The sequence below is a fragment of the Streptomyces sp. NPDC057474 genome (assembly GCF_042802555.1).
Classification (GTDB): Bacteria; Actinomycetota; Actinomycetes; order Streptomycetales; family Streptomycetaceae; genus Streptomyces.
In genome coordinates this window covers 67,697-85,362 of the sequence record NZ_JBHVDX010000014.1, presented here as the reverse complement: position 1 = coordinate 85,362, position 17,666 = coordinate 67,697, and the positions used below count along the sequence as shown (strand labels likewise).

Sequence of the window (17,666 nt, the reverse complement as noted above, 5' to 3'; positions counted from 1 at the left end):
GGGACACCCGGGGCCGCGCGCCGTTGAAGTCGGATCTCCGGCTCCCCTCCGCCCCGCCCGTACGACCAGCAGGCGAAGCGCGGTCGGACGGGCGAGGGAGGCAACCGGCCGCAGCGCTAGCCGCTGCGATGGCAGGAAGGGGGCGGACCGGTTCGGCCGTGAGCGCGTGCGCTCCGCTCACTGGCTCGGGTGTCGCACGGGCGCCGTCGGCCGGTCCATCACGGCGACGCCCACAGGGTTCGTCGAATCATCGGAACTCCCAGGTCGAAGGGGTACGGAACATCACTGCAAGGGGGACCAAGTCCCCACACGCCGGCCGTTGCTCGCGGTCACCGGGCCACCTCGCCAGTGGGGCCGAAGCCCTGTTCATCTGGCCTTTAGCGGGATTGCAGCGTCCCCGCCCTCTGCTCGCGCACCGCGAATCGGAGCCAGCTCCGTAAACTGGTGCGCACCAGTAGAGTGCATCTGGTGCGCACCAGAGTCAAGGTGGTTCGCCGGATTGAGTGGCGACCGCCCCTCGCGGTGCACCTCAAGGAGACCTTGGGGAGGGGGTGTCGCGGCAGCCAACTAACGTTCATGAACGGCGAGTTAGGGTCTGGTGTTAACCCCTGTTGACCTGCGGCGATGTGAGGCACCATGGGTGAGAAGCGATCGGACCGACGCTGAAACGGGGTGCCTTGTGAGCGCAGACTCAGGACTGCGAAACGCGCGGACGGCGCGCGGCTGGTCTCAAGAGCGGCTTATCCGGGAGATCGAGCAGTACGCCCGACAGAGCCTCACCGACGTTGCCTCGACGGCGAGTCTGCGGGTGTACGTGTCCGAGTGGGAGAACGGCCGGCGCCCGATCTCTGACCGCTACGCGGCGGTCCTGCGCAACCTCCTCGGTGTGACCAACACCGAACTGAGGGGTGTACGCCAGAAGTCGACGCCCCCGACGGCCGACGGCTACGACGACTTGCTCAGCCGAATCGACTCCGCCAGCAGCGTCAGCGCGTCCATGGTGCAGGCGTTCAACAGCCAGACCGAACTACTCCGCACCATGGACAGGGAGAGGGGCGCGGCGGGTCTCGTCGACCAGATGACGGGACACCTTTCCGCCCTTGAAGACGCGCTGAACTTCGCCGTACTGCCGTCCGCGCGCCGCCCCGTGGCGCTCGCACTCGCTGGCGCGTCCACCCTCGCCGCGTGGCAGGCGATCGACTCAGGAGCCGTCGAACGGGCTTGGCGGCACTATGAGTTGGCGAAGCGTGCCGCCCGCGATGCCGAAGCCCCGATGTACCTCGCGCACGCCATGGGCGAACAGGCGTACGTGCTCTGCGATGCCGGACGGCCCGCCCTCGGAGTCGACCTCGTGCGCGACGCTCAGCGCACCGTGGGCCAGTCGGGCTCACCTCGACTTCGGGCATGGCTGCACGCGGCCGAAGCCGAGCTGTGCGCGCACGCCGGGATGGTGGAGGACTGCAAGCGTGCGTTGGAAGCGGCCATGGAGGCGATCCCGCCGGGCTCTGAGGACCGCGACCCAGACATGCTCAGTATCTTCTTGAACAGCGCTCATCTGGCACGGTGGCGCGGCAACGTGCTCGGTCTACTCGGGGACGACGAAGCCGTGACCAGCCTCTACGGTGCGCTTGAGGTGATGGACCCCACCTTTGTGCGAGCGAAGGCAGGGCTCCACACCGATCTTGCGCAAGCGCATCTTTCCCGTGCCGAGTACGACGACGCGAACACCCACCTACGGCAGGCACGGCTCTTGGCGAGCCGCACAGGATCGGTGCGGCAGCGCCGCCGTGTTGACCTTCTCAGCGAGCGGCTGTAAGGCCGGGCTTACCCCTGGTCGCCAGGATGTGAAGCAGCGCGACCAGGGTCCCGGACCCCAGTAGCTCCCCCCGCGCCATGAGCCCCGGAATGTCTGCGAGGGGTACCCACTCGATGTGTCCGGCCTCTTCCAGGTCGGTCGGCTCTCCGACCTTTTCGGCCCCGTGGGCTACGAAGATCTCGTGTGGTGAGTCGACCATGCCGACCATGGGTTGATAGCTGACGACGTGCTCAACCCGCTTCGGGCGCCACCCCGTCTCTTCCACGACTTCCCGCAGTGCCGTGTCCGCCGGCGCTTCCCCCTTGTCGACGATGCCGCCGGGCAACTCCCACCCGAACCGCCCCGGTACGAACCGGTACCGCCACATCATGAGAACGCGGTCCTGGTCGTCGACCACGGCAGTGATGGCGACGTGTTGAAGCTTCACCACGTGGTGTTCGAACCGCTCCACGCCGGGCGGCTCCACGTCCCACAGTTGGAGCTTGACCCACTGGTTGTCGTAGAGGTCACGCTCACCGTGGATGCGCCACGGCTCCAACCCCTCAGGCGTCTTGACGCTCACGCCGTCGGGTACCCGGTAGGAACTCCGCCCTCGAACTTCGAGGGCACCTTCAGACACGAGTCGGGCCAGCACTTGCCGCAGCGCGGTACGGCCGATGCCGAGCTCTTCCACGAGTGCGCGCTCCGATGGGAACTTATCGCCCGGCGCGTACTCGCCAGAGGCAAGCCGGTCGCATAGTGTCTCGTAGACCTTCGTCGTCTTCGGTCCCATCCGCGGAGCACTCTCCATTCTGAGGTGGTGTGTACCAGCGTAGCGACGAGGTCTCACACTGCCATGTGCCGTTTCTCCCTCTTTCAACAGAAGGTGCTTCTTACTAGCGCCGGGATGCAACCTCTGCGACGAAAGCGCACGGTGGTACAGGGGGTGCGTCTGTTGGAGGTGATGTACATGCGACGCTTGTCTACTGGCGTGACTCTGGTCGCCTCTCTCGTTCTCGCGGGAGGCACGGCTGTAGCGGTACCTCAGAACGCTGAATCCCAAGCGCCTCGCTCGACCACGGTGAGCGCAGCGCCAGGCAAGGTTGTTGCCCACGGATCTGTAGACGTGTGCAACTACACCATCAAGCGGCCGACATTGAGGATGGGATCCGCAGGAAGCGCTGTCCAGCAGACTCAGTGCTACCTGAACAACGCCATGACAGGCACAGACCTGGATGAGGACGGCGACTTTGGGCCGGTCACCAACTCGGCGACGACGCGGTTCCAGCGCTGTGCCGGTATCACGGTCGATGGGATGGTTGGAGCCCAGACATGGTCATTCCTGGTCTTCTGGGCCAACTCGACGGATAGCGTGTGCTGATCACCAGCGTGGCAGGTGCCGCGGCCGACGCTTGAAGTCCAGGCGGGTTGCTCACTCAAGACGGCGGTCTTGTGGGGTGCTTGTGGGGCAGTAGGGCGCTGACAGGCGGAAACCCCCAGGTCACGGCGCGATCGCCGCGCGGACTGTAAATCCGTCGGCTTAGCCTACCCAGGTTCGAATCCTGGCGCCGCCACGTGGAGGGAAGCCCCTTCCGGACTGTGAGAACAGTTCGGGAGGGGCTTCTTCGTGTGTGTGGACGACTTCGATGGTGACGGACAAGGGGGTCGGTGCGCCGCGAGGCACACTGACTGCATGTCATCGCGTCGAAGGAGCTGCCCCGAGTGCCGTCGTGAGATCGCCGTCGTGGCGGGGCGGTTCGCGCGGCACGATCCGCCGGGGGCCGGCGGGGAGCTGGTGTCGTGTCCCGGGTCGCGCAGGCCGGCCCGGATCGGAGCGGCCCAGCCCGCGCTCGACGGCTTCGTCGTTCCCGACTTCCCCGGTCAGCTGCCGCTGTTCTGAAGCGAGGCCCCTCGGTCCAACTCGTTCAGTTGCCCGCCACCGACTTCACCGCCACGGACACCGGCGTCGAACCGCTGATGAGCTCCAGGGTCAGCCCGGCGGTGGCCGGGGTGTCCAGGAGTTCGGCGAGCGTCGCGGCCACGTCGTCGCGGGGGATCGGACCGCGGCCCGTGGATGCTTCCAGACGTACGAGGCCGGTGCCGGCGTCGTCGGTCAGCATGCCGGGGCGCAGGATCGTCCAGTCCAGGGCGCCCAGGTTGCGCACGTACGCGTCGGCCTCGCCCTTCGCCCGCTGGTAGGTGTCGAAGATCTCGTCGCCCTGGTGCGCGGGGTCCGCGCCCATGGACGAGACGACGATGTGGCGGCGTACGCCCGTCCGCACCGCGGCGTCCGCGAACAGGACCGCGGCCGCGCGGTCGACCGTGTCCTTGCGGGCCGCCCCGCTGCCCGGCCCGGCACCCGCCGCGAACACGGCGGCGTCCGCGCCCTGCAGATGGGCGGCGACCTCCTCGGCCGACGCCGACTCCAGATCGCACAGCACCGGTTCGGCACCGGCCGCGCGCAGATCGTCCGCCTGTTCGGCGCGGCGGATGATCCCCGCGACCTCGTGACCGCGCGCGGCGAGCAGTCGCTCCAGCCGCAGCGCGATCTGACCATGACCTCCAGCGATGACAATGCGCATGTCTCCGACCGTACGCCCGAACGGACGCGTTCGCCGCGCAACCATCCGGCCGTCCCAGGTGTCTCAACAGTGTTCGCCGTGTCGGCGAGCGCCGGAATCACGGGGGGAACACCATCACCGCCATGCGTATAGCCACGCGCAAGACCGTCGTACGTACGTCCATGGAGCGCGCATCCGCCGCCGGGGCGCCCGTAGTCCGCCGCGCCTTCACCGGGGTCGGCTGCGCCGCGGCCGTGCTCGTCACGGTGGCCGCGTGCGGCACCGTCCAGAACCTCACCGCGGGGCAGAAGATCGACAGTGCCGTCGAGCAGCTCGGCGAGCAGAAGTCGCTGGCCTTCGGGATGCGGCTCGACGCCGACCCGGACGACCTCGTCGCGCTGATGGGCGAGGACAGCGAGGAAGTGCCGCCGGAGATGGCGGAGTTCTTCACCGGGCTGCGCGTCGACGTGTCGGTCAAGTCGAAGAAGCCGCTGGCCGAGTCCGGTGAGAAGGACATCGCCGGCATGGGAATGAAGATCGCGGGCGACGAGGGCGTGTTCGCCGAGTACCGGATGGTCGGTGACTACACGTACTACCGCGCCGACATGGAGGCCATCGGCGAGGCGATGGGCATGCCGTTCCCGACGGCCGACGAACTCCCCGAGAGCGAGCAGCACTTGCGGCCGGTCCTCGAGGGCGACTGGGTCAAGGTCAACACCGCCGACCTGCAGGAGGCCGCCGAGGACGCGGGCGCCGGTTCCGGTGCGGGCGGCTCCGACGAGATCGACGCCAAGACCCAGAAGAAGATCCTCGACGCCGTCCGCGGTGTCGTCGCCCGTGAGGTCGACTTCAAGACCAAGGACGGCAAGGACGGCACCGAGGTCATCACCGCCAAGGCCAACTTCCGCGACCTGCTCACCGGCATCGTCGACAAGCTCCAGCCCCTCAAGGGCGATCTGCCGCCGGGAGCCGAACTCCCCACCGCCAAGGACATGAAGGACGCCCCGAACAAGAAGGTCGCGGTCGACTTCACCCTCAAGAACGGTGACCTGACCCGGATCGAGACGGACCTCGCCGTCCTCGCCGACGACCCGAAGGGCGCCAAGGCCCCCCTCGTCCTCACCTTCGGCAAGGCCGACGACATCAGCGCGCCCAAGGGTGCCTCCGAGATCCCGGTCGACGAGTTCGGCGGCCCGTTCGGCAGCGGAATGCTCGGCGTCTGACCGACAGCGGGACGCTCAGCATCTGACACACCGGCGAGCGGGACGCCCGTCCCTTCGGGCACGCGCGCGTGGAGCACGAAAGCCCACGCGCGCGTGTCCGTACGCCCATGTGCGGCCCGTACGCGCCCATGTCCCTCACGTACGCCCCTCACGCCCCGCAAGACGGCTCCCCCCGCCCCTGCCGAGGAAGATCCAGCGCCGCGCTCGCCGCCGAGCCGCAGTACTCCCGTACCGCGCTGGTGCGCGCCACCACGCGCCCCCGGTGCACGACGATTCGGCTGTACGCGAGGGACAGCACCCCCGCGAGCCGGGCGCCGCGTACGGCGAGCAGTTCGGCGGGGAAGCCGGCCTCGACGCGCACCTCGGGCAGGCCGAGCGCGGCGCGCGCCGCCCCGCTGACGGTGTCGTACGCCTCCTCGGGCCGCAGCCCGTACCGGGAGGCCAGCAGGTAGGCCGCCTCCAGGGGGTCCCCGCGGCCGACGGGGTTCGACACGTCCCGCAGTGCTCCGCTGCCCGCCGCGACGCGTACGCCGGCCGCGCGCAGGAGCCGTACGGGCGCGGTACTCCGGCGGTTCACGGTGCCGCAGCCGCCCTGGGGGAGGCAGACGACGGTCACGCCGGCCGCCGCGAGCTGGTCGGCGGCGCGGGAGGCGGCCTGGGAGGGGAGGCGGCCGAGGCCGCCGCACGGGCCGAGAGTGACGCCGGGCCGCAGGCCGCCCGCCATGGCCGCGAGCCGGGCGAGGCGGGCCGGGTCGTCGCCGTCGGTGTGCAGGTCGACCGGACAGCCGTGCTCGGAGGCGATCTCCAGGACCGCCTCCACGTACCCGGTGGGATCGGGGTCCAGATCCGGGCAGCCGCCGACCACCGAGGCGCCCATCTTGACCGCGTCCCGCAGGATCGCGAGCCCGTCCGCCCCGGCCACCCCGGTCAGCACCCGGGGCATCGCCACCGTCGTCAGCTCGACGAGGCCGCGCAGCGCCCGCTGCGCCTGGAGCACCGCCGCAAGCGCCTCCAGACCCTGTACGTCGCCCACGTGGACGTGCGAGCGCACCGCCGTGGCGCCGTGCCCGAGCTGCAGCAGCGCGGCCTCGGTGGCCCGCCGCTGGACGTCCTGGACGTCGTACGGGACCGGCCCCTCGCAGTCGGCCGACAGAGCCGTGTCGCCGTGGGCGTGGGGCTCGACGGGGGCCGGCAGGAGCAGATGGCCACCGAGGTCCACCCTGGTGACGGGTGCCCCGGACGCGGCCGGGCCGGCGCCCAGGCTGCCCGCCGTGCCGACCGCCTCGATACGCCCGCCGCCCAGCCGTACGTCCACCACCCGGCCGTCGGTCAGGCGCGCACCGCACAGCAACAGGGCGCCTGCCTCGCCCGGGCCCGAGGGCGGGCCAAAGGAGGAGTGGGACGGCTGCGGCTGGCTGTCGGGCATCGCGCTCCTGGGGCTCGACGACGGCTGCACGGTGACACACACGGTGACGCACACGATGGGGATACGACATGGATACGACGGGGATACGGCGGGAGGACGGTGGGGGACACAAGGTCACGCAGAGTGAGACGAGCCTAGGCGGACCGTCCGTCCTCGTCGCGGAGGAGCGCAATAGTCGTACCGGTGTGGTTCACCTGCCCGGGGACCACAGGGAGAGCCGGGAACGGTGGTGTGCATGGGGCCCGCGCGGCCTCGGGAAACGGGACGGACGAACGGCTCCGGACGACCCCGGATGATCCGTGGACGGCCCGTGGACGGCCCATGGATGTGGGCGCGGAAACGGATTTGGGCGATCGGTGGTGAGGCGTGTAATGTCTTCATCGCTCGCCCCAATAGCTCAGTCGGCAGAGCGTCTCCATGGTAAGGAGAAGGTCTACGGTTCGATTCCGTATTGGGGCTCTGGTGTGAATGGTTCCCGTCGCAAGGCGGGATCCGATCGCATCACAGCGGTGTAGCTCAGTCGGTAGAGCAAGCGGCTCATAATCGCTGTGTCACCGGTTCAAGTCCGGTCACCGCTACTGACAGTAGCCGATTGCGGGGTCGGTCCTTCGATCGGCTACTCTTTTATGCGTTGAACCCTGTCCCATCCGTTCGTCAAGGAGCACTCACGTGGCTGCCACCGACGTCCGCCCGAAGATCACGCTGGCCTGCGTGGAGTGCAAGGAGCGGAACTACATCACCAAGAAGAACCGGCGTAACAACCCGGACCGACTGGAGATGAAGAAGCACTGCCCGCGTTGCAACGCGCACACCGCGCACCGCGAAACGCGATAAATCAGGCTCGTACACGAGGCCGTCCCCGAGTAATCGGGGGCGGCCTCGCGTCGTTGAGCGACCCGTACCGGCCAGTACCGCCGTATCCGCTGAGCAACCAGGAGGTGCCGAGCCCATGGCGCTCGACCAGTCCTTCGTGGGGCGTTCCTACCCGCCCACCGACCCCTACGAGGTCGGCCGGGAGAAGATCCGCGAGTTCGCGGAGGCCGTGGGGGACACCAACCCCGTGTACACCGACCCGGAGGCCGCCAAGGCGCTCGGGTACGCCGACGTGATCGCCCCGCCGACGTTCGTGTTCTCGATCACCTTCAAGGCGGCGGGACAGGTCGTCCAGGACCCCCAGCTGGGCCTCGACTACAGCCGGGTGGTGCACGGCGACCAGAAGTTCGCCCACAAGCGCCCGGTGCGCGCCGGTGACCGCCTCACGGTCACCTCGACCATCGAGGCGATCAAGTCCCTGGCGGGCAACGACATCCTGGACATCCGCGGCGAGGTCCACGACGAGACCGGCGAGCACGTCGTGACCGCCTGGACCAAGCTCGTGGCCCGCGCGGCCGAGGAGGCGTGAGGATCCGATGACCGCGAAGATCTTTTACGACGACGTCGAGGTCGGCACCGAACTGCCCGCCCAGACCTTCGGCGTGACCCGCGCCGGCCTCGTCCGGTACGCGGGTGCCTCCGGCGACTTCAACCCGATCCACTGGAACGAGAAGTTCGCCAAGGAGGTCGGCCTCCCGGACGTCATCGCGCACGGCATGTTCACCATGGCCGAGGCGATCCGTGTCGTCACCGACTGGACCGGCGACCCGGGCTCCGTCGTCGAGTACGGCGTCCGCTTCACCAAGCCCGTCGTCGTCCCCAACGACGACCAGGGCGCCACGATCGAGGTCAGCGCCAAGGTCGGCGCCAAGCTCGACGACAACACCGTCCGCGTGGACCTCACGGCGATGAGCGCCGGCCAGAAGGTGCTGGGCATGTCCCGGGCGGTCGTACGACTGGCCTGACGTACGACTGGCCTGACGGTTCGAGCGACGAATGCGGTGCGGTAAGGGGTGTCCTCCCTTGCGGGGTGCCCCTTACATCGGTTCGGCCGGCCCCTGTCCACAGGCTCGACAAGCCTGTCCGTCGCGTCTCGTACTCTTGAGCCCGTGCAGGAACTCCACGACGCCCCCCTCGCCCCGCTGACCACCTTCCGGCTGGGCGGGCCCGCGCACCGGCTGATCACCGCGACCACCGACGACGAGGTGATCACCGCCGTCCGCGACGCCGACGACTCCGGTACGCCGCTGCTGCTCATCGGGGGCGGGTCCAACCTGGTCATCGGTGACAAGGGGTTCGCCGGGACCGCGCTGGTCATCGCGACAAAGGGCTTCGCGCTCGACGGATCGAGGCTGGAACTGGCCGCCGGTGAGGTGTGGACCGACGCGGTCGCCCGGGCCGTCGAGGCCGGGCTCGCGGGAATCGAGTGCCTGGCCGGCATCCCCGGCTCCGCGGGCGCGACGCCGATCCAGAACGTCGGGGCGTACGGCCAGGAGGTCGCCTCCACCATCACCGAGGTCGTCGCCTACGACCGCCGCACCCACGAGACGGTCACCGTCCCGAACACCGAGTGCGCCTTCTCGTACCGCCACAGCCGCTTCAAGGACGAACCCGAGCGGTACGTCGTGCTGCGGGTCCGGTTCGAACTGGAGGACGCGGGCGGCCTGTCGGGACCGATCAAGTACGCCGAGACGGCCCGCACGCTCGGCGTCGAGCCCGGCGACCGCGTACCCCTCGCCGACGCCCGCGAGACCGTGCTCAAGCTGCGGGCCGGGAAGGGCATGGTGCTCGACCCCGAGGACCACGACACCTGGTCGGCCGGGTCGTTCTTCACCAACCCGATCCTCACGGACGAGGAGTTCGCCGCGTTCCACGCGCGTGTGCGGGAGCGGCTCGGGGATGGGATCACCCCGCCCGCGTACGCCGCGGGCGAGGGCCACACCAAGACCTCCGCGGCCTGGCTGATCGACAGGGCGGGTTTCACCAAGGGGTACGGCACCGGCCCCGCCCGGATCTCCACCAAGCACACCCTGGCCCTCACCAACCGGGGCACGGCCACCACCGAGGACCTGCTCACGCTGGCCCGCGAGGTCGTGGCCGGAGTCCGGGACACCTTCGGGGTCACCCTGGTCAACGAGCCGGTGACGGTGGGCGTCAGCCTCTAGGGCGCCTGGTCGGCCGGACGGGTGAGCCAGTCGTCCACCCCGGCCAGCAGCTTCGCCCGCTCCTGCTCCGGCGCCGCCGACGCCCGGATCGACTGCCGGGCCAGCTCCGCCAACTCCTCGTCCGTGAAGCCGTGGTGGTGGCGGGCGATCTCGTACTGGGCCGCGAGGCGGGAGCCGAACAACAGTGGGTCGTCCGCGCCGAGAGCCATCGGCACACCGGCCTCGAACAGAGTCCTCAGGGGGACGTCCTGGGGTTTCTCGTAGACACCGAGCGCCACGTTCGAGGCCGGGCAGACCTCGCACGTCACGCCCCGATCCGCGAGCCGCTTCAGCAGACGCGGGTCCTCCGCCGCACGCACCCCGTGCCCGATCCGTGTGGCGTGCAGATCGTCCAGGCAGTCACGCACCGACGACGGGCCGGTCAGCTCGCCGCCGTGCGGCGCCGACAGCAGACCCCCCTCACGCGCGATCGCGAAGGCCCGGTCGAAGTCCCTCGCCATGCCCCGGCGTTCGTCGTTGGAGAGCCCGAAGCCGACCACACCGCGGTCCGCGTACCGCACCGCCAGCCGGGCCAGCGTGCGCGCGTCCAGCGGATGCTTCATCCGGTTCGCGGCCACCAGCACCCGCATCCCGAGGCCGGTCTCCCGCACGGTCGTGTCCACCGCGTCCAGGATGACCTCCAGCGCCGGGATCAGCCCGCCCAGCCGGGGCGCGTACGACGTCGGGTCCACCTGGATCTCCAGCCAGCCCGAGCCGTCCCGCACGTCCTCCTCCGCGGCCTCCCGCACCAGCCGCTGGATGTCCTCGGGCCCCCTGACACACGAGCGCGCCGCGTCGTACAGCCGCTGGAACCGGAACCACCCTCGCTCGTCCGTCGCCCGCAGCTTCGGCGGTTCCCCGCTGGTCAGCGCCTCGGTGAGCGCTTCGGGCAGCCGCACCCCGTACTTGTCGGCCAGCTCCAGCACGGTCGTGGGCCGCATCGACCCGGTGAAGTGCAGGTGCAGATGGGCCTTGGGCAGTTCAGAGAGATCACGTACACGCTCCATTCAAGGATCCTGCCGTACGTCTTGGCCGTACCGAAAGCGGAATCCCCGAACGTGGCCTTGCTCGCACACATGAAGGGGGGCGCGATCACCACATGAGAAAGTCCGTCTGTGGTGGTCGCGCCCCTCGGAGCGGTTGCTCAGGACGTCAGTCCGTCGCCTCCGCCAGCAGCTTCTGGATGCGGGAGACGCCCTCGACGAGATCCTCGTCACCCAGGGCGTACGACAGACGCAGGTAGCCGGGGGTGCCGAAGGCCTCGCCGGGGACGACCGCGACCTCGGCCTCCTCCAGGATCAGCGCGGCCAGCTCGACCGTGTCCTGCGGGCGCTTGCCACGGATCTCCTTGCCGACCAGGTCCTTCACCGAGGGGTAGGCGTAGAACGCGCCCTCGGGCTCCGGGCAGAGGACGCCGTCGATCTCGTTGAGCATCCGCACGATCGTCTTGCGGCGCCGGTCGAAGGCCTCCTTCATCTCCTCGACGGCCGACAGGTCGCCCGAGACGGCGGCCAAGGCGGCCACCTGGGCGACGTTGGAGACGTTCGACGTGGCGTGCGACTGAAGGTTCGTCGCGGCCTTCACGACGTCCTTCGGGCCGATGACCCAGCCCACGCGCCAGCCCGTCATCGCGTACGTCTTGGCGACACCGTTGACCACGATGGTCTTGTCGGCCAGCTCGGGCACGACCACCGGCAGCGAGTGGAACTCCGCGTCGCCGTACACCAGGTGCTCGTAGATCTCGTCGGTCAGGACCCACAGGCCCTTATCGGCGGCCCAGCGGCCGATCTCCTCGATCTGCGCGCGCGTGTAGACCGCGCCCGTCGGGTTGGAGGGGGAGACGAAGAGCAGCACCTTGGTGTTCTCCGTACGGGCCGCCTCCAGCTGCTCGACGGAGACGCGGTAGCCCGTGGTCTCGTCGGCGACGACGTCGACCGGGACACCGCCGGCCAGACGGATCGACTCCGGGTACGTCGTCCAGTACGGCGCGGGGACGATGACCTCGTCGCCCGGGTCGAGGATGGCGGCGAACGCCTCGTAGATGGCCTGCTTGCCGCCGTTGGTCACGAGGACCTGCGACGGGTCGACCTCGTAACCGGAGTCGCGCAGGGTCTTCGCGGCGATCGCGGCCTTCAGCTCGGGCAGACCGCCCGCCGGCGTGTAGCGGTGGTACTTCGGGTTCTTGCAGGCCTCGACGGCCGCCTCGACGATGTAGTCGGGGGTCGGGAAGTCGGGCTCACCGGCGCCGAAGCCGATCACCGGACGTCCCGCGGCCTTGAGGGCCTTGGCCTTGGCGTCCACGGCGAGGGTGGCGGACTCGGAGATCGCGCCGATACGCGCGGAGACCCGGCGCTCGGTGGGAGGGGTTGCAGCGCTCATGGACCCCATCGTTTCAGACAGGAAACGCGCCCGGCACGCGGGTTTCACAGACTGAACAGCGACGGAACAACCGTCCGTATCCGGGCCCGGCAACGGTCGATCTTCGACGAGCAACGTCCCTACGGACGCTTTCTGTTCGACGACAGGCCTCGGACCACGTATGCTCTCTCCTCGTTGGCCTTCACCGGCCGCGCCCCTCCAGGTGCACACCGAGCACCCGGTCGGATGCGGTACGTTGGGGAGAACCGCAAAGGGTCGTAGCTCAATTGGTAGAGCACTGGTCTCCAAAACCAGCGGTTGGGGGTTCAAGTCCCTCCGGCCCTGCTACACACTCCTCACGCCAGGATGTGTGCGCATGTACGTACAGCAATGTTCCGCCGTGCGGCTCAGACCGGGCGCGGCACGGCCACGACCCGGACCGGAATCAGGTGAGGATGAATGACGGACGCCGTGGGCTCCATCGACACGCCTGATGCCCAGGACGAGGTGCCCGAGGACAAGAAGAAGACCCGCAAGGGCGGCAAGCGTGCCAAGAAGGGCCCGCTGAAGCGCCTCGCGCTCTTCTACCGCCAGATCGTCGCGGAGCTGCGGAAGGTCGTCTGGCCGACCCGCTCCCAGCTGACGACCTACACCACGGTGGTCATCGTCTTCGTGGTCATCATGATCGGTCTTGTTACTGTGATTGACTTCGGCCTCGACAAGGCCGCCAAGTACGTCTTCGGCTGAGCCGAAAGCGAAGGGCGCCGTAACCTGGCGCCCCTTTCGCGTGTTCCACCCCCATGTATCCAGGAAGAAGCAGCCACGTGTCTGACCCGAACCTGAACGACGCCATCGAGCCGGACGAGTCCGTGGATGATGAGCTCGACATCGTCGAGGGAGCGGACGAGGCCGACGAGTTCGAGGCTGCCGAAGCCGAGGCGGGGGAGCCGGCCGAGGAAGAGGCCGTGCACGTCGAGGACGACGCGGACGCCGAGGACGAGGACGCCGAGGACGCGGCCGAAGAGGCCGTCGAGGACGAGGACGCAGCCGAAGAGGCCGTCGAGGAGGAGACCGAGCCGGTCGACCCCGTCGAGGCCCTGCGTGAGGAACTGCGGACTCTGCCCGGCGAGTGGTACGTCATCCACACGTACGCCGGTTACGAGAACCGCGTGAAGACCAACCTCGAGCAGCGCGCCGTCTCGCTGAATGTCGAGGACTTCATCTTCCAGGCCGAGGTGCCGCAGGAAGAGGTCGCGCAGATCAAGAACGGCGAGCGCAAGACGATCCGCCAGAACAAGCTTCCCGGGTACGTCCTCGTCCGCATGGACCTGACGAACGAGTCCTGGGGCGTCGTCCGCAACACCCCCGGCGTCACCGGCTTCGTGGGCAACGCCTACGACCCGTACCCGCTGACCCTGGACGAGATCGTCAAGATGCTCGCGCCGGAGGCCGAGGAGAAGGCGGCCCGCGAGGCGGCCGAGGCCGAGGGCAAGCCGGCTCCCGCCCGCAAGCTCGAGGTCCAGGTGCTGGACTTCGAGGTCGGCGACTCGGTCACCGTCACCGACGGTCCGTTCGCCACGCTGCAGGCGACCATCAACGAGATCAACGCGGACTCGAAGAAGGTCAAGGGTCTCGTCGAGATCTTCGGCCGCGAGACGCCGGTCGAGCTGTCGTTCGACCAGATCCAGAAGAACTAGCAAGCACCGGCTCCTTCTGGACCACCGCTTCCGACCAGGTCAGACGGGCTGTCAAAAGCCTGTCTGACCTGCTCGGTTTTTGGCCGCGCATCTATACCCGTTATCGTTGTGCGGTATGCCTTCATCCGGGACGCGACCTGGGTGGGGGTGCACTCGAATCGAAAGGACCCGGAGAGCAATGCCTCCCAAGAAGAAGAAGGTCACGGGGCTCATCAAGCTCCAGATCAACGCCGGTGCGGCGAACCCCGCCCCGCCGGTCGGCCCCGCGCTCGGTCAGCACGGCGTCAACATCATGGAGTTCTGCAAGGCCTACAACGCCGCGACCGAGTCGCAGCGTGGCTGGGTGATCCCGGTGGAGATCACGGTCTACGAGGACCGCTCCTTCACCTTCGTCACCAAGACGCCGCCGGCCGCGAAGATGATCCTCAAGGCCGCGGGTGTCGAGAAGGGCTCTGGCGAGCCGCACAAGACCAAGGTCGCCAAGATCACCGAGGCGCAGGTCCGCGAGATCGCCACGACCAAGCTTCCCGACCTGAACGCCAACGACCTGGACGCCGCGTCGAAGATCATCGCCGGCACCGCCCGTTCCATGGGCATCACGGTCGAGGGCTGAACCCCACCCTCGTAGAACCATGCGGACGCCGTACGAGCAGCCGCACGTGGCAGGGCCTGCTCGGCCCGTACCACGACTCCTTTCAGAACCCACAGGAGCAGTTGTGAGCAAGCGCAGCAAGGCTCTCCGCGCTGCGGACGCCAAGATCGACCGGGACAAGCAGTACGCCCCGCTCGAGGCCGTCCGTCTCGCCAAGGAGACCTCCACGTCCAAGTTCGACGGCACCGTCGAGGTCGCCTTCCGTCTGGGTGTCGACCCGCGCAAGGCCGACCAGATGGTCCGTGGCACCGTGAACCTCCCGCACGGCACCGGTAAGACCGCCCGGGTCCTGGTCTTCGCGACCGGTGACCGTGCCGAGGCCGCGACCGCCGCCGGCGCCGACATCGTCGGCTCCGACGAACTGATCGACGAGGTGGCGAAGGGCCGTCTGGACTTCGACGCCGTCGTCGCCACCCCGGACCTCATGGGCAAGGTCGGCCGCCTCGGCCGCGTGCTCGGTCCCCGTGGTCTCATGCCGAACCCCAAGACCGGCACCGTGACCCCGGACGTCGTGAAGGCCGTCAACGACATCAAGGGCGGCAAGATCGAGTTCCGCGTCGACAAGCACTCGAACCTGCACTTCATCATCGGCAAGACGTCGTTCGACGACACCAAGCTGGTGGAGAACTACGCCGCGGCCCTGGAGGAGATCCTCCGTCTGAAGCCGTCGGCCGCCAAGGGTCGCTACATCAGGAAGGCCGCGATCAGCACCACGATCGGCCCCGGCATTCCGATCGACTCGAACCGCACCCGCAACCTCCTCGTCGAGGAGGACCCGGCCGCCGTCTGAGCCTGACGCTCACCGGCAGCCGCGTCGCGGTCGCACAGCCCGAGGACGAGCCCCGCAACCTTTCGAGGTGCGGGGCTCGTCCCTTTTCGGCATAAGGGCCTTTTGGGCGCACGGGTGGGCATACGCGCGCAGGTGTGCTGCTCTGGTGTGCGGAGCACGCCAATCTCCCTGGGGGTGGGGACGGATGACCAACACGACCAGGTGCCGCCGTACGGTCCTGTCGGTCGCGGTGGCGGCCGCGCTGACGGGGGTGATGGCTTGCGGGTCCTCGGACTCGGGCGAGGGCGGCGGGGGCGATCCGTTCGCGGCGCTGAAGCTCGCGGACAAGTCCACGGGTGACGCCGACTCGTCGAGGATCGAGTCCACCGGGGACATGGGCGACCTGATGTCCATCGAGGCGGACGGCGAGGTCGACTGGGCCGACGGGCTCAACGGCACCATGACCATCACGTACACCGGCGGCCAGGCGGCCGACCAGATGGGCCGGCTGGGCATCACCTCGACGGAGGCCCGCTATCTGCCCGACGCCTACTACGCGGACATGGGCGACCTCTTCGCCGGGCAGTACGGCGGCAAGCGGTGGATCAGGTACGCGTACGAGGACATGGACGAGATGATCGGCGGGGCCTCCGGCGCCTATGTGCAGGAGCACTTCAAGAGCGTCACGCCGAACCAGTCCGTACGGCTCCTGCTGGCCTCCGGCGACATCGAGCAGGTCGGTGAGGAGGACGTGCGGGGGGAGAGTGCCACGCACTACGCGGGCACGGTGAAGGTCGCCGACATCCAGGAGCGGAACGCGAACCTCGGCGAGGAGATGCGGGCCGAGCTGGAGGAACAGCTGAAGGCGTCCGGCATCACCACCGTGGACATCGACCTCTGGATCAACGACGACGACCTGCTGGTCAAGAAGGTCGAGAAGGCCGACACCGCGAACGGCGTGGTGAACTCCACGGTCCATTACAGCGACTACGGCGTCGACGTCTCCACCGAGGAGCCGCCGGCCGACCGGACCGTCGACTACAAGGACCTGATGAGCTCTCTGCCGGCGAGCTGACCTGCGGGCAGATGCCATGATCCGGTCGGGATAGGGTCCCCTCTGGCCCACAGCGGTGGGTCAGGAGATGTCGGGGGACACATGAGGTTTGCCGCGCGCGGTTCGGTTCGCCGTGGGACCGTCGGAGCCGCGACCGTGGTCGCGCTGCTGGCCGGTGCGAGCGCCTGTACGGACGGTGCGACGAAGACGGAGTCGTCGGAGGAGAAGGCCGTCACTGCCGTGGCCGAGGCGGCGGACCGCATCGAGCAGGTGCTCTCCCTGCACTACCGGATGTCCGGCCGGACGCCGAAGGGCGGCCTCATCGAAGCCGAGGCCGAGCGGCGCTCCGGCGTCACGTTCTCCATGGTCATGAATGTCACCTCCCACGAGCAGCAGACGGAGGATCACAAGTGGGAGCTCTGCGCGGTCGACGGAGGGCTGTACATCGGAGGGGAGACCCAGGTCAACACCGCCGATCAGTACTGGACCCGCTTCGATCTCGACACGGCTCGGGAGTCGGGCGATCCGGAGGCGGTGGAGTACGTCACCAACGATCCGATCGACCAGTCCACCTTCCTCATCGGCTCCGAGGACGTCGAGGGGCTCGGCACCAGGACCGTGAACGGCGTCAGGACCACGCACTACCAGGGCACCGTCAGCGGCGCCGGGCTCCGTGAGGCCCTGAAGAGCGAGAGCGAAGCCGTCCGGGAGCGGCGCTACGCCCAGTTCGTGGCACTGGCGGCGCCCACGATCACGATGAACCAGTGGATAGACGGCGACGGCAACACCAAGCGGTTCCGCATACGGGCGGCCGGTGCCACCGGCACGTACGACATGACCGTCACCTTCCTCGAGTTCGACCGGGCGATGACCGTCGTGCCCCCTCCCGAGGGAGACACCTATGACATCGGTGCGCCGGAGGCCTGAGGCGGGGCGGGCGCATCGACGGATTTGCTTGACACGCCGTGTGTCATCTAGGCTCCTCAGGAAGCCAAAGACCGCTGGTCGTTGCCGTGTGCTCGTGAGAGGGCGCGGTGGCCGAAGGATCCGCTGA

The 17,666-nt window shown here is 68.7% G+C and carries 19 protein-coding genes and 4 tRNA genes; 18 read left to right on the top strand and 5 right to left on the bottom strand.

Annotated features, from left to right (window positions below; all coding sequences use genetic code 11):
* The first annotated feature begins 808 nt into the window (after nucleotides 1-808).
* Complete coding sequence (locus ACFU53_RS06400) at nucleotides 809-1,816, top strand: XRE family transcriptional regulator (protein ID WP_383986574.1); 1,008 nt, start codon at nucleotides 809-811, stop codon at nucleotides 1,814-1,816.
* On the opposite strand, the gene ACFU53_RS06395 is transcribed toward ACFU53_RS06400, so the two are convergent.
* Complete coding sequence (locus tag ACFU53_RS06395) at nucleotides 1,800-2,588, bottom strand: NUDIX domain-containing protein (RefSeq protein ID WP_383986568.1); 789 nt, start codon at nucleotides 2,586-2,588, stop codon at nucleotides 1,800-1,802. The two genes, ACFU53_RS06400 and ACFU53_RS06395, sit on opposite strands and share 17 nt — an antisense overlap.
* A 63-nt stretch (nucleotides 2,589-2,651) precedes the next feature.
* Here ACFU53_RS06395 and ACFU53_RS06390 point away from each other — a divergent pair, with 63 nt between their 5' ends.
* From ACFU53_RS06390 to ACFU53_RS06380, 3 genes are all read left to right on the top strand, one after another.
* Nucleotides 2,652-3,176: a peptidoglycan-binding protein gene (locus ACFU53_RS06390; RefSeq protein ID WP_383986566.1), complete on the top strand. Its 525-nt coding sequence runs from the start codon at nucleotides 2,652-2,654 to the stop codon at nucleotides 3,174-3,176.
* 86 nt (nucleotides 3,177-3,262) lie between these two features.
* A tRNA-OTHER gene (locus tag ACFU53_RS06385) sits at nucleotides 3,263-3,369 on the top strand.
* A gap of 119 nt (nucleotides 3,370-3,488) precedes the next feature.
* A complete protein-coding gene (locus tag ACFU53_RS06380; protein ID WP_383986564.1) occupies nucleotides 3,489-3,695 on the top strand; it encodes a hypothetical protein in 207 nt (68 codons plus the stop codon).
* A 25-nt stretch (nucleotides 3,696-3,720) separates the two neighbouring features.
* Here ACFU53_RS06380 and ACFU53_RS06375 read toward each other — a convergent pair whose 3' ends face one another.
* On the bottom strand, nucleotides 3,721-4,377 hold the full coding sequence (locus ACFU53_RS06375; protein ID WP_383986562.1) for an SDR family oxidoreductase: 657 nt from the start codon (nucleotides 4,375-4,377) through the stop codon (nucleotides 3,721-3,723).
* A 122-nt stretch (nucleotides 4,378-4,499) separates the two neighbouring features.
* On the opposite strand from ACFU53_RS06375, the gene ACFU53_RS06370 reads away from it, so the two are divergent.
* Nucleotides 4,500-5,579: a hypothetical protein gene (locus tag ACFU53_RS06370; RefSeq protein WP_383986560.1), complete on the top strand. Its 1,080-nt coding sequence runs from the start codon at nucleotides 4,500-4,502 to the stop codon at nucleotides 5,577-5,579.
* A gap of 148 nt (nucleotides 5,580-5,727) precedes the next feature.
* Here ACFU53_RS06370 and ACFU53_RS06365 read toward each other — a convergent pair whose 3' ends face one another.
* Entirely contained in the window at nucleotides 5,728-7,005 is a 1,278-nt protein-coding gene (locus tag ACFU53_RS06365) for an amidohydrolase family protein (protein WP_383986559.1), read from the bottom strand.
* A gap of 386 nt (nucleotides 7,006-7,391) precedes the next feature.
* Between ACFU53_RS06365 and ACFU53_RS06360 the strand changes: the two genes are divergently transcribed.
* The 6 genes from ACFU53_RS06360 (at nucleotide 7,392) to ACFU53_RS06335 (ending at nucleotide 10,043) form a co-directional block, all read left to right on the top strand.
* Nucleotides 7,392-7,464, top strand: a tRNA-Thr gene (locus ACFU53_RS06360).
* 46 nt (nucleotides 7,465-7,510) lie between these two features.
* Nucleotides 7,511-7,583, top strand: a tRNA-Met gene (locus ACFU53_RS06355).
* A gap of 91 nt (nucleotides 7,584-7,674) precedes the next feature.
* Complete coding sequence (gene rpmG / locus ACFU53_RS06350) at nucleotides 7,675-7,839, top strand: 50S ribosomal protein L33 (RefSeq protein ID WP_003948671.1); 165 nt, start codon at nucleotides 7,675-7,677, stop codon at nucleotides 7,837-7,839.
* A 115-nt stretch (nucleotides 7,840-7,954) separates the two neighbouring features.
* Entirely contained in the window at nucleotides 7,955-8,407 is a 453-nt protein-coding gene (locus tag ACFU53_RS06345) for a MaoC family dehydratase N-terminal domain-containing protein (RefSeq protein WP_383986557.1), read from the top strand.
* A 7-nt stretch (nucleotides 8,408-8,414) separates the two neighbouring features.
* Nucleotides 8,415-8,843, top strand: coding sequence for a MaoC family dehydratase (locus ACFU53_RS06340; protein ID WP_383986555.1), 429 nt, complete (start codon nucleotides 8,415-8,417; stop codon nucleotides 8,841-8,843).
* 114 nt (nucleotides 8,844-8,957) lie between these two features.
* The gene (locus tag ACFU53_RS06335) at nucleotides 8,958-10,043 is read left to right on the top strand and encodes a UDP-N-acetylmuramate dehydrogenase (protein ID WP_383986572.1); all 1,086 of its coding nucleotides are present in this window, start codon (nucleotides 8,958-8,960) and stop codon (nucleotides 10,041-10,043) included.
* Here the strand turns inward: ACFU53_RS06335 and ACFU53_RS06330 are convergent.
* Together ACFU53_RS06330 and ACFU53_RS06325 are read right to left on the bottom strand one after the other, a co-directional pair.
* A complete protein-coding gene (locus tag ACFU53_RS06330; RefSeq protein ID WP_383986554.1) occupies nucleotides 10,040-11,089 on the bottom strand; it encodes an adenosine deaminase in 1,050 nt (349 codons plus the stop codon). The genes ACFU53_RS06335 and ACFU53_RS06330 overlap by 4 nt on opposite strands.
* A gap of 145 nt (nucleotides 11,090-11,234) precedes the next feature.
* The gene (locus tag ACFU53_RS06325; RefSeq protein WP_383986552.1) at nucleotides 11,235-12,461 is read right to left on the bottom strand and encodes a pyridoxal phosphate-dependent aminotransferase; all 1,227 of its coding nucleotides are present in this window, start codon (nucleotides 12,459-12,461) and stop codon (nucleotides 11,235-11,237) included.
* A 251-nt stretch (nucleotides 12,462-12,712) separates the two neighbouring features.
* Here ACFU53_RS06325 and ACFU53_RS06320 point away from each other — a divergent pair.
* The 7 genes from ACFU53_RS06320 to ACFU53_RS06290 all read left to right on the top strand — a co-directional run bounded on the left by ACFU53_RS06320 (nucleotide 12,713) and on the right by ACFU53_RS06290 (nucleotide 17,539).
* Nucleotides 12,713-12,785, top strand: a tRNA-Trp gene (locus tag ACFU53_RS06320).
* A 114-nt stretch (nucleotides 12,786-12,899) separates the two neighbouring features.
* The gene (gene secE, locus ACFU53_RS06315) at nucleotides 12,900-13,187 is read left to right on the top strand and encodes a preprotein translocase subunit SecE (protein ID WP_033528314.1); all 288 of its coding nucleotides are present in this window, start codon (nucleotides 12,900-12,902) and stop codon (nucleotides 13,185-13,187) included.
* Between the two features lie 77 nt (nucleotides 13,188-13,264).
* The gene (gene nusG / locus ACFU53_RS06310) at nucleotides 13,265-14,137 is read left to right on the top strand and encodes a transcription termination/antitermination protein NusG (RefSeq protein WP_383986550.1); all 873 of its coding nucleotides are present in this window, start codon (nucleotides 13,265-13,267) and stop codon (nucleotides 14,135-14,137) included.
* Nucleotides 14,138-14,315: 178 nt separating this feature from the next.
* Nucleotides 14,316-14,750 (top strand): 50S ribosomal protein L11, encoded by a 435-nt coding sequence (gene rplK / locus ACFU53_RS06305; RefSeq protein ID WP_005481290.1) that lies wholly within the window; start codon nucleotides 14,316-14,318, stop codon nucleotides 14,748-14,750.
* A gap of 103 nt (nucleotides 14,751-14,853) precedes the next feature.
* Nucleotides 14,854-15,579 (top strand): 50S ribosomal protein L1, encoded by a 726-nt coding sequence (gene rplA, locus ACFU53_RS06300; protein WP_383986549.1) that lies wholly within the window; start codon nucleotides 14,854-14,856, stop codon nucleotides 15,577-15,579.
* Between the two features lie 184 nt (nucleotides 15,580-15,763).
* Nucleotides 15,764-16,633, top strand: a complete 870-nt coding sequence (locus ACFU53_RS06295; protein ID WP_383986547.1) for a hypothetical protein — start codon at nucleotides 15,764-15,766, stop codon at nucleotides 16,631-16,633.
* Nucleotides 16,634-16,714: 81 nt separating this feature from the next.
* Nucleotides 16,715-17,539: a DUF1396 domain-containing protein gene (locus ACFU53_RS06290; protein WP_383986545.1), complete on the top strand. Its 825-nt coding sequence runs from the start codon at nucleotides 16,715-16,717 to the stop codon at nucleotides 17,537-17,539.
* Nucleotides 17,540-17,666: the final 127 nt, after the last annotated feature.

Excerpts from the sequence above, each read along its gene's own strand:
- ACFU53_RS06390 (WP_383986566.1), top strand. The coding sequence starts at position 2,652 with ATGTGCCGTTTCTCCCTCTTTCAACAGAAGGTGCTTCTTACTAGCGCC.
- ACFU53_RS06365 (WP_383986559.1), bottom strand. The coding sequence starts at position 7,005 with ATGCCCGACAGCCAGCCGCAGCCGTCCCACTCCTCCTTTGGCCCGCCC.
- ACFU53_RS06375 (WP_383986562.1), bottom strand. The coding sequence starts at position 4,377 with ATGCGCATTGTCATCGCTGGAGGTCATGGTCAGATCGCGCTGCGGCTG.
- ACFU53_RS06380 (WP_383986564.1), top strand. The coding sequence starts at position 3,489 with ATGTCATCGCGTCGAAGGAGCTGCCCCGAGTGCCGTCGTGAGATCGCC.
- ACFU53_RS06345 (WP_383986557.1), top strand. The coding sequence starts at position 7,955 with ATGGCGCTCGACCAGTCCTTCGTGGGGCGTTCCTACCCGCCCACCGAC.
- ACFU53_RS06340 (WP_383986555.1), top strand. The coding sequence starts at position 8,415 with ATGACCGCGAAGATCTTTTACGACGACGTCGAGGTCGGCACCGAACTG.
- rplK (WP_005481290.1), top strand. The coding sequence starts at position 14,316 with ATGCCTCCCAAGAAGAAGAAGGTCACGGGGCTCATCAAGCTCCAGATC.
- ACFU53_RS06290 (WP_383986545.1), top strand. The coding sequence starts at position 16,715 with ATGAGGTTTGCCGCGCGCGGTTCGGTTCGCCGTGGGACCGTCGGAGCC.
- ACFU53_RS06370 (WP_383986560.1), top strand. The coding sequence starts at position 4,500 with ATGCGTATAGCCACGCGCAAGACCGTCGTACGTACGTCCATGGAGCGC.
- ACFU53_RS06325 (WP_383986552.1), bottom strand. The coding sequence starts at position 12,461 with ATGAGCGCTGCAACCCCTCCCACCGAGCGCCGGGTCTCCGCGCGTATC.
- secE (WP_033528314.1), top strand. The coding sequence starts at position 12,900 with ATGACGGACGCCGTGGGCTCCATCGACACGCCTGATGCCCAGGACGAG.
- ACFU53_RS06295 (WP_383986547.1), top strand. The coding sequence starts at position 15,764 with ATGACCAACACGACCAGGTGCCGCCGTACGGTCCTGTCGGTCGCGGTG.
- ACFU53_RS06330 (WP_383986554.1), bottom strand. The coding sequence starts at position 11,089 with ATGGAGCGTGTACGTGATCTCTCTGAACTGCCCAAGGCCCATCTGCAC.
- ACFU53_RS06395 (WP_383986568.1), bottom strand. The coding sequence starts at position 2,588 with ATGGGACCGAAGACGACGAAGGTCTACGAGACACTATGCGACCGGCTT.